The 15,892-nt window shown below is 67.7% G+C and carries 17 protein-coding genes; 13 read left to right on the forward strand and 4 right to left on the reverse strand.

The genetic code is table 11. The annotated features are described in order from the left end of the window. Positions 1-183: 183 nt before the first annotated feature. The 9 genes from ACP7AG_RS03990 to ACP7AG_RS04030 all read left to right on the forward strand — a co-directional run bounded on the left by ACP7AG_RS03990 (position 184) and on the right by ACP7AG_RS04030 (position 8,751). Complete coding sequence (locus ACP7AG_RS03990; protein WP_426029862.1) at positions 184-1,632, forward strand: porin; 1,449 nt, start codon at positions 184-186, stop codon at positions 1,630-1,632. A 121-nt stretch (positions 1,633-1,753) separates the two neighbouring features. Next, the gene (locus ACP7AG_RS03995; RefSeq protein WP_426029863.1) at positions 1,754-2,806 is read left to right on the forward strand and encodes a sulfate ABC transporter substrate-binding protein; all 1,053 of its coding nucleotides are present in this window, start codon (positions 1,754-1,756) and stop codon (positions 2,804-2,806) included. Positions 2,807-2,963: 157 nt separating this feature from the next. Further along, the gene (locus ACP7AG_RS04000) at positions 2,964-4,073 is read left to right on the forward strand and encodes a histidine kinase dimerization/phosphoacceptor domain -containing protein (protein WP_426029864.1); all 1,110 of its coding nucleotides are present in this window, start codon (positions 2,964-2,966) and stop codon (positions 4,071-4,073) included. An 18-nt stretch (positions 4,074-4,091) separates the two neighbouring features. After that, positions 4,092-4,556, forward strand: a complete 465-nt coding sequence (locus ACP7AG_RS04005; RefSeq protein WP_426011114.1) for a response regulator — start codon at positions 4,092-4,094, stop codon at positions 4,554-4,556. Next, a complete protein-coding gene (locus ACP7AG_RS04010) occupies positions 4,557-4,832 on the forward strand; it encodes a SemiSWEET family sugar transporter (RefSeq protein WP_426029865.1) in 276 nt (91 codons plus the stop codon). A gap of 150 nt (positions 4,833-4,982) precedes the next feature. After that, the gene (gene argB / locus ACP7AG_RS04015; RefSeq protein ID WP_426011111.1) at positions 4,983-5,897 is read left to right on the forward strand and encodes an acetylglutamate kinase; all 915 of its coding nucleotides are present in this window, start codon (positions 4,983-4,985) and stop codon (positions 5,895-5,897) included. Beyond that, positions 5,894-6,562, forward strand: a complete 669-nt coding sequence (locus ACP7AG_RS04020; protein ID WP_426011109.1) for a pyrimidine 5'-nucleotidase — start codon at positions 5,894-5,896, stop codon at positions 6,560-6,562. The genes argB and ACP7AG_RS04020 overlap by 4 nt, the downstream gene beginning before the upstream one ends. Further along, positions 6,559-7,434 carry a 2,3,4,5-tetrahydropyridine-2,6-dicarboxylate N-succinyltransferase gene (gene dapD, locus ACP7AG_RS04025; protein WP_426011107.1) on the forward strand — a complete coding sequence of 292 codons (876 nt, stop codon included), beginning with the start codon at positions 6,559-6,561 and terminating at the stop codon, positions 7,432-7,434. The genes ACP7AG_RS04020 and dapD overlap by 4 nt, the downstream gene beginning before the upstream one ends. Positions 7,435-7,458: 24 nt before the next feature. After that, positions 7,459-8,751, forward strand: coding sequence for a leucine-rich repeat-containing protein kinase family protein (locus tag ACP7AG_RS04030; protein ID WP_426029866.1), 1,293 nt, complete (start codon positions 7,459-7,461; stop codon positions 8,749-8,751). Positions 8,752-8,851: 100 nt separating this feature from the next. Here the strand turns inward: ACP7AG_RS04030 and ACP7AG_RS04035 are convergent, their stop codons facing one another. After that, positions 8,852-10,441, reverse strand: coding sequence for a peroxidase family protein (locus tag ACP7AG_RS04035; RefSeq protein WP_426029867.1), 1,590 nt, complete (start codon positions 10,439-10,441; stop codon positions 8,852-8,854). Positions 10,442-10,515: 74 nt separating this feature from the next. Next, the gene (locus tag ACP7AG_RS04040; protein WP_426029868.1) at positions 10,516-10,980 is read right to left on the reverse strand and encodes a cupin domain-containing protein; all 465 of its coding nucleotides are present in this window, start codon (positions 10,978-10,980) and stop codon (positions 10,516-10,518) included. A gap of 64 nt (positions 10,981-11,044) precedes the next feature. On the opposite strand from ACP7AG_RS04040, the gene dapE reads away from it, so the two are divergent. From dapE to ACP7AG_RS04060, 4 genes are all read left to right on the forward strand, one after another. Next, positions 11,045-12,211, forward strand: a complete 1,167-nt coding sequence (gene dapE / locus ACP7AG_RS04045) for a succinyl-diaminopimelate desuccinylase (protein WP_426029984.1) — start codon at positions 11,045-11,047, stop codon at positions 12,209-12,211. After that, positions 12,211-12,651 carry an EamA family transporter gene (locus ACP7AG_RS04050; protein ID WP_426011100.1) on the forward strand — a complete coding sequence of 147 codons (441 nt, stop codon included), beginning with the start codon at positions 12,211-12,213 and terminating at the stop codon, positions 12,649-12,651. Before dapE ends, ACP7AG_RS04050 begins: the two co-directional genes overlap by 1 nt. Positions 12,652-12,653: 2 nt before the next feature. Beyond that, positions 12,654-13,574: a glutaminase gene (locus tag ACP7AG_RS04055; protein WP_426011098.1), complete on the forward strand. Its 921-nt coding sequence runs from the start codon at positions 12,654-12,656 to the stop codon at positions 13,572-13,574. A gap of 77 nt (positions 13,575-13,651) precedes the next feature. Continuing rightward, positions 13,652-14,038 carry a DUF3597 domain-containing protein gene (locus ACP7AG_RS04060; protein ID WP_426011096.1) on the forward strand — a complete coding sequence of 129 codons (387 nt, stop codon included), beginning with the start codon at positions 13,652-13,654 and terminating at the stop codon, positions 14,036-14,038. Positions 14,039-14,116: 78 nt separating this feature from the next. Here the strand turns inward: ACP7AG_RS04060 and truA are convergent, their stop codons facing one another. Further along, a complete protein-coding gene (gene truA, locus ACP7AG_RS04065; protein ID WP_426011095.1) occupies positions 14,117-14,863 on the reverse strand; it encodes a tRNA pseudouridine(38-40) synthase TruA in 747 nt (248 codons plus the stop codon). After that, positions 14,863-15,789, reverse strand: a complete 927-nt coding sequence (fmt, locus tag ACP7AG_RS04070) for a methionyl-tRNA formyltransferase (RefSeq protein WP_426011093.1) — start codon at positions 15,787-15,789, stop codon at positions 14,863-14,865. Before fmt ends, truA begins: the two co-directional genes overlap by 1 nt. Between the last annotated feature and the right edge of the window lie 103 nt (positions 15,790-15,892).

Consider the following 15,892-nt stretch of genomic DNA (forward strand, 5'->3'; position numbering starts at 1 on the left):
AAAAGGCCCGCGCCCCGGCGCGGGCCTTTTTCGTTTGGATTTCAGCGGCTTGTGCGATGATCCGTACAAGGCCTGAAGGAAAACTCACAGCCCTCCGGCCTAATCTCTATTCAATGAATAGGAATATTCGTCTTTTGTGCTGATCAACAGCGGCGCCGGCCAAGGCGCCGAGAGGGGAAGACCATGACCAAAGCCCACACCGCCTGGCGCGCCGCCCTGATCGCCGGCGCTTCGCTGGTCGCCATGACCGGCGCGGCCCACGCCCAGACCGCCACCCAGACACCCGAGCAGCAGCAGGCCCGCATCGAGGCCCTGGAAGCCCAGCTTCAGGCCCTGTCCGGCCAGATCGCCGACCTCAAGGCCGCGACCGCCGCCAGCCTCAAAGATGTCCGCACGATCCAATCGGCGACCGTCGTCAGCGTCGCCAACGGCAAGCCGACCATCGCCTCGGGCGACGGGGCCTTCAGCGCCAATATCCACGCCGTCATGCAGCTGGACGCGGCCTGGTACAACCAGGACAGCGGCCTGGGGGCCAGCGTCGTGGGCCGCGACCTGAACAGCGGCACCAACTTCCGCCGCGCCCGGCTGGGCGTCGATGGCAAGGCCTTCAAGAACTTCGACTACAGCGTCCTGCTGGACTTCGGCGGCGCCGGCACGGACGGCGCGGGCACGCTGCAAGAGCTGTGGCTGCAGTACAATTATGCGCCCTTCAAGGTGAAGGTCGGGGCCTTCGCCCCCAATGTCGGCCTGGAAGATGTCGCCTCGACCAACGGCTCGCTGTTCCCGGAACGTCCGACGGGCTCGGAACTGTCTCGCGGCCTGGCCGGCGCCGACAAGCGCATCGCCCTGCAGGCCCAGGCCCTGGGCGAGCGCTGGTTGATCTCGGGCGCCGTCACCGGCGCCAAGGCCGGCGATGGCGCCACCTTCGACGAGCAACTGGGCTATGTGGGCCGCGTCGTCTATGTGCCGCTCAAGGGCTATGACTGGCTGATCCACACCGGCGTCAACGCCAGCCTGGTGGCCCAGCCAGCCCAGACCACCGCAGGCGGCGCCTATCCCATCAATGTCACCGACCGCCCGGAACTGCGGGTGGACGGCACGCAGCTGATCAGCTCGGGCGCCATCGATTCCTCCGGCGCGCGCCACTACGGCTTCGAACTGGCCGCCCAGAAGCAGAACTTCCTGATCCAGGGCGAATATTTCGACATCGCCTTGGACCGTCGCAACCGCGCGGCCAATGTCAGCGATCCCAAGTTCCATGCCTGGTACGTCGAAGGCTCCTGGGTGCTGACCGGCGAGGCGCGCAAATATAACGCTGGAAACTTTGCCTTCGACGCCCCGGCCGTGACCAATCCGTTCGACCCCAAGGCCGGCAAGTGGGGCGCCTGGGAACTGGCGGCCCGCTATTCGACCGCCGACCTCAACTATCATGAATACGCCACCGTGGCGGCCGACCGGGTTCGGGGCGGCAACCAGGATATCGTCAGCCTGGGCGTGAACTGGTTCCCCAACACGGTGACCAAGTTCTCGCTGGACTATCTGGATGTCGACGTCGATCGCCGCGACGCGGCCGGCGCGCAGATCGGCCAAGGCTACAAGGCCATCAACGTTCGCAGCCAGTACGCGTTCTAAGACTAGCGGACCCGCGTTCCCTCGATGGGGACGCGGGTCGGCGCCATCACGGCGCCGCCAGCCTGGGCCGGGCTGGTCGATCAGCGTTCAAGATCCACCTTCTCAAGCGAGCCACATCGCCATGACCCACGATCCGAAGACCCCCACGCGTCGCGGCCTGCTCGGCACGGCCACGGCTGGCGCCGCGGCCATCGCGGTTCCCGCCGCCTTCGCCGGCGCGGCCCAGGCGGCCGGCGTCAAGCCGCTGACCCTGCTGAACGTCAGCTACGACCCGACCCGCGAGCTCTACAAGGACATCAACGCCGCCTACGCCAAATACTGGAAGGACAAGGTCGGCCAGGACCTGACCATCAACCAGTCGCACGGCGGTTCGGGCAAACAGGCCCGCTCGGTGATCGACGGCCTGCAGGCCGATGTCGTCACCCTGGCCCTGGCCTATGACATCGACGAAATCGCCGCCAAGGCCAAGCTGCTACCGGCCAACTGGCAGTCGCGCCTGCCCAACAACTCGACCCCCTACACCTCGACGATCGTGTTCCTGGTCCGCAAGGGCAATCCCTGGAGGATCCGGGACTGGGGCGACCTGATCAAGCCGGGCATCGACGTGATCACCCCCAATCCCAAGACCTCGGGCGGGGCGCGCTGGAACTATCTGGCCGCCTGGGCCTGGGCCCTGAAGCAGCCGGGCGGTAGCCCCGCCAAGGCCGAAGCCTTCCTCAAGACCTTGTTCGAGCACGTGCCGGTGCTCGACACCGGCGCGCGCGGCGCGACCACCAGCTTCACCCAGCGCGGCCTGGGCGACGTGCTGCTGTCGTGGGAGAACGAAGCCTACCTGGCGCAGGAAGAACTGCCGGGCAAGTTCGACATCGTCTATCCGTCGATCTCGATCCTGGCCGAGCCCCCGGTGGCGATCATCGACAAGAACGTCGACCGTCACAAGACCCGCCTGGCGGCCGAGGGCTATCTGAACTTCCTGTACAGCCCGATCGCCCAGGACCTGATCGGCAAGAACCACTACCGTCCGCGCAACGCGGCCGCCGCGGCCAAGTACGCCGGCAAGTTCAAGAACATCCCCCTGGTCACCATCGACGACACTTTCGGCGGCTGGAAGAAGGCCCAGACCACCCACTTCGCCGACGGCGGCTTCTTCGACAAGATCTTCAAGCCCAAATAGGGCGACCTTCGCACCTGCGGTCATGGCGGCGGGGACCTCAAGGGGTTTCCGCCGCCCTATATTTTGGTCCACTGTCGAGCGCCCGGCGCCCCGGAACCCGGCGCCACAGGGGACGTTCCGGGACACGGGGCGTCAAGACAGGTCGGGCACAGTGCGAATGACGGACTTTCTGCAGTCGGAACGCGCGGCGGACCTGCTGGCCGCCGAGCACGGCCCGGACGATCCCTTCGCCGCCGCGATCCGCGCCACGCCGATGGCAATGATCGTCACGGACGCCCGCCAGGCCGACAATCCGATCATCTTCGCCAACGACGCCTTCCTGGCCCTGACCGGCTATCGCCGCGACGAGGTGATCGGCCGCAACTGCCGCCTTCTGCAGGGCCCCGACTCCGATCCGGCCGCTGTCGCGCGCCTGCGCGACGCCGTCGCCGCCAGCGAGGCCATCGCCCTCGACATCCTCAACTATCGCAAGGATGGGTCGATGTTCTGGAACGCTCTCTATTTGTCGCCCGTGCGCGACAAGGCTAGCGAAGTCGCCTTCTTCTGCGCCTCGCTGGTGGATGTCAGCGACAAGAAGCAGGTCGAGTTCGAGCTGGGCGACACCCGTGAGCGGCTCGAGGCGGCGGTGGCCGATCGCACGCGCGAGCTGAGCCTGGCCCTCGAGCAAAAGACCGCCCTGCTCCACGAGGTCGATCACCGGGTCAAGAACAACCTCCAGCTCATCTCCTCGCTGCTGCTGCTGCAGAATCGCCGCGTCACCGACCCGGCGGTGAAAACCTCGTTGCGCGGCATGCTGGAGCGAGTCAGCGCCATCGCCACCGTCCACCGCCGCCTGTTCCAGAGCGACGACGTCGAGCGCTTCGATGTCTCAGCCTTCGTGCGTGATCTGGTCAGCGACATGATGGGCTCAGCGCGGCGCGATGACATCACGGTCCGGCTGGACCTGGAGCGGGTCGATGTCGCCGCCGCCAAGGCCGCCCCCCTGGCCCTAGTGATCAGCGAGCTGTTCTCCAACACCTTGCGCCACGCCTTCCCGGAAGCCCGCGGCGGCGAGATCTTTGTCGGAATCACGCGGGCCGACAGCGAGTTCCGGATCGAAATCGCCGACAACGGCGTTGGGATGGAGAATTCCGCCGCGTCGGGCGGGTTCGGCCTGACCATCATCCAGTTGCTTTGCCAACAATTGAAGGCTCGATCCGAAACCACCTCCGCCGATCCCGGAACCCGTGTGGTGGTGCATTTGCCGGTCAACGGCCTGCATCACTGAAAAAGGTTGAAGCTGGTGATGACTGAGCGCCCGCTCGATGTCCTGATTGTGGAAGACGAGGTCCTGCTGGCCGCCGAGCTGGAATTCCTGCTCGACGAAGTCGGCTACAAGGCAGTCGGCCACGCCATGAGCTCCGGCGAGGCCGTCGCCATGGCCAACGCCCTGCACCCCGACCTCGCCTTGGTGGACGTTCATCTGCAGGACGGGCCGACCGGCGTCGACGTGGCGCGCACCATTCATGACAAGTGCGGCGGCGTGGCGCTGTTCATGACCGCCAACGTCAAGCGCCTGCCCGACGATTTCGCCGGGGCCTGCGGGGTGATCGGCAAGCCCTATTCCTCGCACGGCGTGAAATCGGCCCTCGCCTATCTGGCGGTCTGTCTGCGCAACGGCCAAGCGCCGGGGCCGCCGCCGATCGGGCTAGATCTGGCGCCGGCCTATGCCGAGCACTGGGGCCTGAACGATCTGCCCCGCGCCAGCTAGGTGAGCGCTCCCCTCATCGCCTCCGTCGTCGGCACGGCCGCCGCCCTGCTGTCGATCACCAGCTTCGCGCCGCAGATCTTCAAGATCTGGAAGGAGAGGGACGCCTCCTCGGTGTCGCTCCGCACCTACGCCATCACGGTCACCGGATTTGCCTGCTGGATCATCTACGCCGTGATGATCAAGGCCTGGCCGGTGATCGCGTCCAACACCGCCTGCCTGATGATGTCCGGCGCCGTGCTGGCGCTGAAGTGGAAGTTCAGTCGGAAAGGGCGGTAAAAATCGCCCTCACTCCTCCGCTCATCCCGACCTTCGTCGGGATGAGCGGAGTTTGGGGGTGGACGCTAGCATGATCGCCGCGTTGAACGCGTGACAGCACCCACCGCGTCCGCTATCGAGGCGCGCCTTTCGCTTACAGGACCGCCGCCCTTGACCGACGTCGCCGAGGAAGCGGGCTGGGCCACCGCCAAGACCCTGGCCGAAGCCCTGCCCTATATCCAGATCTACGACCGCGAGACGGTGGTGATCAAATACGGCGGTCACGCGATGGGCCAGGAGCAGGTGGCCAAGCTGTTCGCGGCCGACGCCGTGCTGCTGAAGCTGCTGGGCGTCCACCCCGTGGTGGTGCACGGCGGCGGCCCGCAGATCAGCCGCATGCTCGAGCGAGCCGGGGTGAAGTCCACCTTCGTGGACGGCCTGCGTGTCACAGACGAGGCCACCATGGAAGTGGCCGAAATGGTGCTGTCGGGCGCCATCAACAAGGAAATCGCCAACTGGATCACGCTGGCCGGCGCCGAAGCCGACGTGCGCGGCGTGGGTCTTTCGGGAAAGGACGCCCGGATGATCACCGCCGAGAAGGTGACCCGCACCCGCAAGGACCCCGGCAGCAACATCGAGCAGGTCGTCGATCTGGGCTTCGTGGGCGAGCCGACCAAGGTCGATCCGCACATCATCCAGGCCCTGCTGACCTCCGAGACCGACTACATCCCCGTGATCGCCCCGATCGGCGTGTCGGAATCGGGCCAGACCTTCAACATCAACGCCGACACCGTGGCCGGCGCCCTGGCTGGGGCGTTGAAGGCCAAGCGGATGCTGATGCTGACCGACATCGCCGGCGTACTCGACGCCGACGGCCAACTGATCCGCCAGATGACCGTCGCCGAGGCCCGCGCCCTGATCGAGAGCGGCGTGGCCAGCGGCGGTATGATCCCCAAGCTGGAGAACGCCATCTCTGCCGTCGAAGCCGGCGTCGAGGCCGTGGTGATTCTCGATGGCCGCCGCCCCCACGCCATGCTGGTCGAACTGTTCAGCGAGCACGGCGCGGGTACGCTGATCTCGAAATGAGCGTACCCGACCTCACCGTCATCGACACCTGGCTGTTCGACCTCGACAACACCCTCTACCCGGCCGAGTCCGAATACATGGCCCTGATCGAGGGCAAGATGACCGACTTCATGGCCCGCGAGACCGGCCTGCCCCGTGAAGAGGCCCGAGCGATCCAGAAGCGCTATTACCACGAACACGGCACCACCCTGGCCGGGCTGATGGCCCATCACGGCGTCGAGCCCAAGGCCTTCCTCGACGAGGTGCACGATGTGGCCATGGACCGCCTGACGCCCGACCCTGTGCTGCGCGACGCCATCGACGCCCTGCCTGGTCGCCGCCTGGTCTTCACCAACGGCTCGCTGGGCCACGCCGCTCGGGTGCTCAAGCATCTGGGCCTCGACCATCTGTTCGAGGACACCTTCGCCATCGAGACGGCCGACTATCTGCCCAAGCCGGCCATGGCGACCTTCGAGAAGATCATCGCCCACCACGTCTTCGATCCCAAGACCACGGCCTTCTTCGAGGACAGCGAGAAGAACCTCGCTCCCGCCGCCCTGCTGGGCATGACCACCGTCCTGGTCGGCGGCCACGCGGCCGCCTCGACCGCCGACTTCGTCCAACACCGCACGAACGACCTCGCCGGGTTCCTGACCTCGGCGCGCCTGAAGGAAGCCTTGAGATGAGCGACACCCCCCCCTCTTCCATAAGCATGGCCGACCTGCGGACCGAAGTCGAAGCCGCCTGGGAGGCCCGCGACAGCGTCTCCACCGCCACCACCGGTCCGGTGCGCACGGCGGTCGAGGAGACGTTGGCGCTGATTGACGCCGGCAAGGCCCGGGTGTCAGAGAAGATCGACGGCGAATGGACCACCCATCAGTGGCTGAAGAAGGCCGTGCTGCTGTCGTTCCGCCTCAACCCCAACAAGGTGATGCACGCCGGCGCCCTTACTGGCTTGATTGGGGGCGGCGCGGTCGGACCCTGGTGGGACAAGGCGCCCAACAAGTTCGACGGCTGGGACGCCCCTCAGTTCGAAGCCGCTGGCTTCCGCGCCGTGCCCGGCTCGATCGTCCGCCGCGGGGCCTTCATCGGCCGGAATGTCATCCTGATGCCGTCGTTCGTCAACATCGGCGCCTATGTCGACGACAGCACCATGGTCGACACCTGGGTGACGGTCGGCTCCTGCGCCCAGATCGGCAAGCGCGTCCACCTGTCGGGCGGCGTCGGCATCGGCGGCGTGCTGGAGCCCCTGCAAGCCAATCCGACCATTATCGAGGACGACTGCTTCATCGGCGCCCGATCCGAAGTGGTCGAGGGCGTGGTGATCGGCGAAGGCTCCGTCCTGTCGATGGGCGTGTTCATCTCGATGTCGACCAAGATCGTCGACCGCAAGACGGGCCAGGTCCATATCGGCAAGGTGCCGCCCTACAGCGTCGTCGTGCCCGGCAGCCTGCCCGATCCCAAGGGCGGACCCAGCCTGTCCTGCGCGGTGATCGTCAAGACGGTCGACGCCCAGACCCGGTCGAAGACGAGCATCAACGACTTGCTGCGGGACTAGGCGCTCCTGGCCGCAGGGAATCCGATGACCGCGACCTTGACGGCGCTGCGCGACGGATCCCTGGCCGGCGCGCGCACGCTGACGCTGCGCTGTGGGCTAACGGAATTTCCTCCGGAAATCTTTGGCCTGGCCGACACGCTCGAGGTGCTGGACCTTGGCGGCAACGCCTTGACGGCCCTGCCCGACGACATCGGGCGGCTGAAGGCGTTGCGGGTGTTGTTCTGCTCGGGCAATCATTTCGACCGCCTGCCGCCCGGGCTGGGCGACTGCCCGGCGCTCAGCCAGCTGGGCTTTCGCGCGACGGGCCTGCGCGACATCCCCGCCGAGTCGCTCCCCGCCAGCCTCCGTTGGCTGACCCTAACCGACAACCGGATCGAGGTCCTGCCCGCAACGCTGGGCGAACGACCCGCCCTGCAGAAACTGATGCTGTCCGGCAATCGGTTGCGGGGGCTTCCCGCTAGCCTGGAGGGCGCGGACAAGCTGGAGCTCCTTCGCCTGTCGGCCAACCGCCTCGACACCCTGCCGGCCTGGCTGACGGCCATGCCGCGCCTGGCGTGGCTGGCTTGGGCGGGCAATCCATTGGATCGACACGCGGGGGGCGCCGCGCCCCTGGCCGACTGGGCGACGCTGCGGGCCGGCCGCCTGCTGGGCGAGGGCGCGTCCGGACAGGTTCACGAAGCGGTCTGGACCCCACCGGGCCACCAAGCCCGATCCGTCGCCCTCAAGCTCTTCAAGGGCGCCATGACCAGCGACGGCCTGCCCGAGCGCGAGATGGCCGCTTGCCTGACGGCCGGGGAGCATCCCCACCTGACGGGCGCCCTCGCTGGGTTGGTTGGACATCCCGACGGAGTCCAAGGCCTGCTGATGGACTTGCTGCCCGCGCAATGGCGCGTGCTGGCCGGACCGCCCAGCGCGGAAAGCTGCAGCCGGGACGTCTATGACCCGACCCTGGGCCTCGACCTCGATGTCGCCCTGCGCATCGCCCGCGGCATCGCCGCCGGGGCGACGCACCTGCACGACAAAGGCCTGACGCACGGCGACCTTTACGCGCACAACATCCTTTGGGACGGCGTGACCGGCCAGGCCGTGCTCAGCGATTTCGGCGCGGCGTCGTTCCTTCCGGTGAACGCCGACGGCGGGTTCAAGCGCCTGGAAGTCCGGGCCTGGGGCCTGCTGCTCGGCGAGCTGCTGGAGCGCTGCGATCTTGAAGCCTCGCCCCAGGACGCGCTGTGGACCCTCCAACGCGCCTGCGTGCAGCCCGACGTCGCCGCGCGGCCGTCCATGGCCACCCTCTTGGACGCGCTCAACACCCTCTAGAGCATTTCCCGACCTGACTGCGTCAGGCCGTGAGCTCTAATCTTCTGTTTTGAGGCATTTTTCTTCACGCGAACCGGAACCACTTCGCTCGAAAAATGCTCTAGGCCGCCCGCTGCACCTTGGCGTTCCGCGCCCAGTCCGGGCGCGTCATGCCGACAAAGGCCGGGCCGGGATCGGCGCCGTTGCGGACCAGCAGGTCGCGCATCGAGCCGGTCGCGGCGATGGCCTCCAGCCCCAGGTCGGTGAAAGCGGCGCGGCGGTTGGCGTCGTCGCCCCAGATATGGGCCGACAGCAGCGGATTGGTCAGGGCCTGGGAGAAGGCGTCCACCGCCACCATGCGCAGGATCAGCGACGGCAGCGGCGAGTTGTCGACCACATCCTCGGCGAACATGCCGACATAGAACTCCACGCTCTCGACGCCGGCGGGATAGGTCTGCTCCAGCCGCTCGACGATGTTGGTCTTCGTGGTGATGTCGGCGAAGGTCTTGACCGGGGCCATGCCCATGGTCCGGCGATAGGCGTTGTAGGGCGCGATCTGGTTGACACGGGCCTGGTCGATGGCGTGGGCCTCGACGTCCTGCAGAAAGTCGGCGGTGTTGCCCATGCCCAGGCGCGCGGCGGGCTGGGCGCTCATCCAGGCGAAGGCCTGGGCCAGGCCGACCGAGGTGAACAGCGGGTTGGCGAAGCGCAGATTGCCGGTCGAGGTCTCGACCCCGTTCCAGTTCAGCCGGTCGGGCACCAGCGAGTGCCAGCGATAGAGCAGGCTGAACTCGGCGGTGATCCAGTTGGGCTTGTTCCAGGGCTTGTCCCAGCAGCCGCTGGGGTCGGCCAGCAGCCGGATCCGCGAGGGCGAGATGTGGTTGATGTACTCTTCGACCACCAGCTTGATGAACAGCACGATCATCACGTTGCGGGCGGTTTCGAACACCCGGTCGTCGTCCCAATCGGTGTGGTTGGCGGCGATCAGCCCGGCCAGGCGATTGTGCTCGCGCAGCAGCAGGGTGTTGATCATCGACACCCCGACCGTCGCATTGGCCCGGTCGCCGCCCACCGCGAACAGGGTCGGGCGCAACTGCGCCGGCACCTTGTCGATGCCTAGGGGCGGGTCGAGCACCGCGAACTCGTCCAGCACCACGCCGTTCTGGTCATACAGCGCGGGCGGATATTCCTCGTCCTGGATGCGCTGTGACTTCAGCCGGCCCCGCTCGGCGGAATTGGGCGAGCGCAGGCGCAGGGCGTGGGTCTGGGCCTCGGTCCGGCCATACAGCGGGCACAGATCGATCTCGTGGTTGGAGGTGTTGCGCCGCCGATCGGTCAGGGCGTCGTCATTCGACACCTTGGTGCGGATGAAGCCGTCGGTCAGATATTGGGCGAAGGCCGGAAACAGCATGGTCGACTTGGGGCACAGCACCTGCTCGCCCGTCGGCCGGGCAAACAGGGCGGTGGCGCGTTCGAGCGGCGGGTGCGGGCCGAAATCCGTCGCGGGCAAATGCCGGGCGCTGTAGGTGCGATCCGTAAGCCCGATCCAGCTGATATAGTCGGTGCGGGTGCTCCACGGATGGGGCCGGCTGCGGGTCTGTTTGACGATGCCGTCGATCAGCACCCCGTTGACCAGCCTGGCGAAGGCCGGCCAGCGGTTGGCGAGCCAGGCCACGATCGGCTCAATGACAGCGATGATCCAGCCCCACATATCTTTCCGCCCCACCCAAGTTGTGGCCGAATCATACCACAGCCTGGGCGCGATCGCGCGCTGGGAGAACGCCGTTATGCGTCGGGATAGGGCGTCCCGTCCCGATGCCGGTAGAGATCCTCGCCGGCTCGCGCCACCAGGTCGATGTCAGGGTAGTTGCAACCGTCGACCTCCGGCCAGCGCGCACCCATTTCCAGCAGGACGGCCACCGTGTTCGAGCGGTTCTGCAGATGGTGGCCGTTGGCCACGCCGGCCTTGAAGCCCGCGCAGTCGCCGGCCCGCAGGACGGTCTCGGCGCCATCCTCGACCAGCACGACCTCGCCCTCGACAACCCAGACGAATTCATCCTCGGCCGAGTGCCAGTGGCGTTGGCTGGTCCACTGGCCGGGGGGCAGGCGCATCAGATTGACGCCGAACTGGGTCAAGCCGGCGGCGTCGCCCAGCGTCCAGCGTTGGCGTCCCTGGCAAGGAGCGTCATGCGGCGGCGGATAGGTCGTGCCGAAGCGGGTGGGCGCCGTGTCGATGTCGATCTTGGGCATGGGTGTCCGTGGAAGAAGCTTGCTTGGTTTGCGTCGCGCCAGAGGGAAGCCTAAAGGCAGGATGATGACCAGCCCCACGCCCGATCCTGTCAGCATCGACCTCGACCCGGTCGCCCTGGCGCAGGCCCTGATCCGTCGTCCCTCGGTGACCCCGGCCGACGAGGGCGCGATGGACGTTCTGCAACGGCAATTGGAGGCCCTGGGTTTCGCCTGCCGTCGCATGCGGTTCGGCGAGATCGAGAACCTCTACGCCCGGCGCGGGACGGCGCGGCCCAACCTGTGCTTCGCCGGCCATACCGACGTGGTGCCGGTCGGCGACGACGCGGCCTGGACGCTCGGTCCCTTCGAGGCGCAGATCAAGGACGGCGTGCTCTATGGCCGCGGCGCGGTCGACATGAAGAGCGCCATCGCCGCCTTCGTCGCCGCCGTGGCCAACATGCCCCGGCAGGCCGGTTCGCTCAGCTTCCTGATCACCGGCGACGAGGAGGGCGTCGCCGAGGAGGGCACCGTCCGCGTCGTCCAGGCCCTGGCGGCCGAGGGCGAGGTCATCGACCACTGCATCGTCGGCGAGCCCACCAGCGCCAGCCTGCTGGGCGACATGGTCAAGATCGGGCGACGCGGCAGTATCAACGCCTGGATCGCTGTCGACGGCAAGCAGGGCCATGTGGCCTATCCACAGCGCGCCGCAAACCCGATCCCGGTGCTGGTCGATATCCTCAGCCGCCTGCAGAGCCGGGTGCTGGACGAGGGCTATACCGGCTTTCAGCCGTCGAACCTGGAGGTGACCACGGTCGATGTCGGCAACACCGCCACCAACGTCATCCCCGCCAGCGCCAAGGCCCGGATCAATATCCGCTTCAATCCCGCCCACCAGGGCAAGGACCTGCAGGCCTGGATCGAGGCCGAATGCCGCGAGGCAGCCGAAGGTTTCTCCGGCCGCGTCGAGGCCCTGTGCAAAATCAGCGGCGAGGCCTTCCTGACCGAGCCGGGCCCCTTCACCGACGTGATCGTCGCCGCCGTCGGCGAGGCCACGGGCCGGACGCCCGAACTGTCCACGACCGGCGGCACCAGCGACGCGCGGTTCATCCGGTCAATTTGCCCGGTCGTCGAGTTCGGCCTGGTCGGCGCCACCATGCACGCCGTCGACGAGCGCGTGCCGGTGCAAGAGATCCGCGACCTGGCCGGCGCCTACACCGCCCTGATCCGCCGCTATTTCGAGACCTTCGCCTGATGCTCAAGGCCGCCGCCTCCAGCTGGCCGTTCTGGGCCCTGGCGTCGGCGGTGTTCGCGGCCCTGACGGCGATCCTGGCCAAGGTCGGGATCGACGGCGTCGGCTCCAACCTGGCCACCTTCATACGCACCGTGGTGATCCTCGGTTTCGCGGGCCTGATCCTGACCGTGGCCGGCGAGTGGCGCGCGCCGGGCTCGATCAGTCCGCGCTCCTGGCTGTTCCTGGTGCTGTCGGGCCTGGCCACCGGCGCCTCGTGGCTGTGCTATTTCCGCGCCCTGAAGATCGGGGAAGCGGCCAAGGTGGCGCCGGTCGACAAGCTGTCGGTAGTGTTCGTGGCGATCCTCGCGGCCGTGTTCCTGGGCGAGAAGCTGTCACCGGTCAACTGGTTGGGCGTGGCGCTGATCGCCTGCGGCGCCGTGCTGGTCGCGGTGCGGATCTAGCCATGGACGACTTCTCGATCGCCGATGTCTTGGCCGAGGTGGCCGTGCTGGTGAAGCCGCACTTCGGCAAGGGCCAGCCCGCCGACTATATTCCGCAACTGGCCTGCGTGCCTCCCAGCAAGTTCGGCATGGCCGTGCGCACCGTGGCCGGCCAGGAGGCGGTGATCGGCGACGCCGACGAGGGCTTCTCGGTCCAGAGCATCACCAAGGTGTTCTCACTAGGGCTCGCCTTGAACCGCTTCGGCGACGAGGTCTGGACACGGGTCGGCAAGGAGCCGTCGGGCACGCCGTTCAACTATCTCTCACAGCTCGAATCCGAAGAGGGCGTGCCGCGCAATCCCTTCATCAACGCCGGCGCCATGGCGATCACCGACCTGCTGATGGATGTGTTCAAGGACCCGGCGGCCCTGGTGCGCGGCTTCGCGGGCTTTCTGGCTGGCGAGACGGTCGAGATCGACAAGACCGTCGCCGCCTCGGAGCTGGCCACCGCCCACCAGAACCGCGCCATCGCCCATCTGATGCGCGGCAAGGGCACGATCAGCCACGACCCGGAAGCCGTGGTCGCCGCCTATACCCGCCAGTGCGCCCTGACCATGAGCTGCCGCCAGCTGGCCCGCGCCATGCTGCCCCTGGCGGCTGGCGGCTTCTCGCCCCTGGCCCAGGAGACGATCTTCCCCGAGCGCCTGACCCGGCGGCTGAACGCCCTGCTGCTGACCTGCGGCATCTATGACAGCGTCGGCAGCTTCGCCTATCGCGTCGGTTTGCCGGCCAAGAGCGGGGTCGGCGGCGGCATCGTCGCCGTGGTCCCCGGCAAGGCCACCATCGCGGTGTGGTCGCCGGAACTCGACCGCTTTGGCACCTCGGTGGTCGGCACGGTGGCCTTGGAGCGGTTCACCCAGCTGACCAATTGTTCGGTGCTGTAGGGGGTAACGGCCCGTGGACCCAATCACGACTCCGGCGCGTTGACCCGGCTCATCTTCCAATCAGGAGCACGGCGACCATGGGCATCTTCAGCAACATCATGGACAAGATCTTCCATCACAAGCCCAAGGTGGCCCCCGCGCCGACCACCCCGACGCCCGCGCCGCAAGCCGCTCCGACCGCCGCCGCGCCCGCCCCGGCCCCGCAGGTCATCGACGTCACCGCCTCGCTCGACGACATGGCCGCCAATGCCGGGCAGCAGCTGGACTGGCGCCATTCGATCGTTGACCTGATGAAGCTGGTCGGCATGGAGAGTAGCCTGTCGGAGCGCAAGGAACTGGCCGACGAGCTGGGCTATAGCGGCGACAAGAACGACAGCGCGGCCATGAACATCTGGCTGCATAAGCAGGTGATCAAGAAGCTCTCGGAAAACGGCGGCAAGGTGCCGGCCGAGTTGATGGACTAAACGAGCACGCAAGACTCCCTCCAGCCCTCCGCGCCATATCCCCCTCTGGGGAGCCGTCGCGAGCGCCCGAGGGGGTCTTCACTCCCCTTCGTACCCCACCCCCGTCAGATACAGTCCGTCGGCCGGCGCGACCGGCCCACAGGCCGTGCGATCCTTGGCTTCCAGCGCCTCGCGCACGTCCTGAGCACTCCACCGCCCGATCCCGACCTCGGCCAGGGTCCCGGTCATCGACCGCACCTGGCGATGCAGGAACGACCGCGCCTCGAACACCAGATGCACCTCGTCGCCGACGCGGGACACCCGCGCCACGTCCAGCGTCTTCAGCGGCGACTTGGCCTGGCAGGCCATGTCACGAAACGTGGTGAAGTCGTGCAGGCCCACCAAATGCCGGGCCGCCGCCTGCATGGCCTCGGCGTCGATCAGTTTCTTGACGTGCCAGACCTTGCCCGCCTCCAAGGCCGGCGGGGCGGGGCGGTTGAGAATGCGGTAGAGGTAGCGACGCTCGACCGCCGAGAAGCGGGCGTGCCAGTCGCCCGTCACCACCACCGCGTCGAGCACGCTGACCGCCTCGCGCGCCAGGTGGGCGTTGAGGGCGTTCACCACCGTCTGAGCGGGCCAGTCGCGCTCTAGATCCAGATGCACCACCTGGGCCGTGGCGTGGACGCCGGTGTCGGTACGGCCGGCCGCAGCGATGCGGATCTCCTGGCCGCAGAACGCCTTCACCGCCGTCTCGATCGCCCCCTGCACCGACGGCAGCGCGGCCTGGGCCTGGAATCCGTTATAGGGCCGGCCGTCATATTCGATCGTCAGGCGGTAACGAGGCATCAGGCCAGCGCCGTGCCGGCCGCCAGCGGGAAGCCTCGAACGAAGACCTCGGCGTCCTGGGCGCCCTTGCCCTCGCGCTGGGCCTTGAGCAGGCGCACCGCGCCGTCGCCACAGGCGATGAGCAGGGCGTCGTCGAGCACCGCGCCCGCCGCGCCGTCACCGTCCTCAACCCGCGACAGCAAGGCCTTGACCCGCACCGGCCCCTTGTCCGACGGCGCCTCGAACCAGGCCCCGGGAAAAGGCGAAAGCCCGCGGATGTGGCGGTCCACCTCGGCGGCCGAGCGGGTCCAGTCGATGCGAGCCTCGGCGGGCTTGATCTTCTTGGCGTAGGTCACGCCCTCGTCGCTCTGCGGCGTCTCGCGGGCCCCGCCGCGCTCGATGGCGGCCAGGGCGACGGGCAGGATGCGCGAACCGACGGCGGCCAGCTTGTCGTGCAGCGAGCCGGCGGTCTCCAAGGCGTCGATCCGCACCTGCTCGCCCATCAGCACAGGGCCTTCATCGAGGCCGACGCTCATCCGCATCACCTGGACCCCGGTCACCGCGTCGCCGGCCATGATCGCCCGCTGGATCGGCGCGGCGCCCCGCCAACGGGGCAGCAGGCTGGCGTGCAGGTTGAAACAGCCCAGGCGCGGGGCGTCGAGCACCTCGGCCACCAAGATCTGGCCAAAGGCGACCACCACGGCGGCGTCGAGGTCCAGGGCCTGAAAGGCTGCGATCTCCACGGGCGACTTCATCGACACCGGCGTGCGGACTGGCAGGCCCAGGCTGTCGGCGAAGGCGTGGACCGGCGAGGGCTTGAGGTCCTGCCCGCGACCGCGCGGCGCGGGGGGTTGGCTGTAAACACAGGCGATCTCGTGCCCGGCGGACATTAGTTCGGCCAGGCAGGCGACGGAGAATTCGGGCGTCCCGAGGAAGGCGATGCGCATGGCCGCCGGTTTAGACGGCTCGGCGTCCTGGGGAAAGCTTGAGAGTCGGAACCTTCACCATGGACCGCCGTTCTAGGAAGCGACCTTTTCCAAGGAAGAACCG

This window comes from Caulobacter sp. DWP3-1-3b2 (assembly GCF_049896325.1).
Taxonomy (GTDB): Bacteria; Pseudomonadota; Alphaproteobacteria; order Caulobacterales; family Caulobacteraceae; genus Caulobacter.

Excerpts from the sequence above, each read along its gene's own strand:
- ACP7AG_RS03990 (WP_426029862.1), top strand. The coding sequence starts at position 184 with ATGACCAAAGCCCACACCGCCTGGCGCGCCGCCCTGATCGCCGGCGCT.
- ACP7AG_RS03995 (WP_426029863.1), top strand. The coding sequence starts at position 1,754 with ATGACCCACGATCCGAAGACCCCCACGCGTCGCGGCCTGCTCGGCACG.
- ACP7AG_RS04000 (WP_426029864.1), top strand. The coding sequence starts at position 2,964 with ATGACGGACTTTCTGCAGTCGGAACGCGCGGCGGACCTGCTGGCCGCC.
- ACP7AG_RS04005 (WP_426011114.1), top strand. The coding sequence starts at position 4,092 with ATGACTGAGCGCCCGCTCGATGTCCTGATTGTGGAAGACGAGGTCCTG.
- ACP7AG_RS04020 (WP_426011109.1), top strand. The coding sequence starts at position 5,894 with ATGAGCGTACCCGACCTCACCGTCATCGACACCTGGCTGTTCGACCTC.
- dapD (WP_426011107.1), top strand. The coding sequence starts at position 6,559 with ATGAGCGACACCCCCCCCTCTTCCATAAGCATGGCCGACCTGCGGACC.
- ACP7AG_RS04030 (WP_426029866.1), top strand. The coding sequence starts at position 7,459 with ATGACCGCGACCTTGACGGCGCTGCGCGACGGATCCCTGGCCGGCGCG.
- ACP7AG_RS04035 (WP_426029867.1), bottom strand. The coding sequence starts at position 10,441 with ATGTGGGGCTGGATCATCGCTGTCATTGAGCCGATCGTGGCCTGGCTC.
- ACP7AG_RS04040 (WP_426029868.1), bottom strand. The coding sequence starts at position 10,980 with ATGCCCAAGATCGACATCGACACGGCGCCCACCCGCTTCGGCACGACC.
- dapE (WP_426029984.1), top strand. The coding sequence starts at position 11,045 with ATGACCAGCCCCACGCCCGATCCTGTCAGCATCGACCTCGACCCGGTC.
- ACP7AG_RS04050 (WP_426011100.1), top strand. The coding sequence starts at position 12,211 with ATGCTCAAGGCCGCCGCCTCCAGCTGGCCGTTCTGGGCCCTGGCGTCG.
- ACP7AG_RS04055 (WP_426011098.1), top strand. The coding sequence starts at position 12,654 with ATGGACGACTTCTCGATCGCCGATGTCTTGGCCGAGGTGGCCGTGCTG.
- ACP7AG_RS04060 (WP_426011096.1), top strand. The coding sequence starts at position 13,652 with ATGGGCATCTTCAGCAACATCATGGACAAGATCTTCCATCACAAGCCC.
- truA (WP_426011095.1), bottom strand. The coding sequence starts at position 14,863 with ATGCCTCGTTACCGCCTGACGATCGAATATGACGGCCGGCCCTATAAC.
- fmt (WP_426011093.1), bottom strand. The coding sequence starts at position 15,789 with ATGCGCATCGCCTTCCTCGGGACGCCCGAATTCTCCGTCGCCTGCCTG.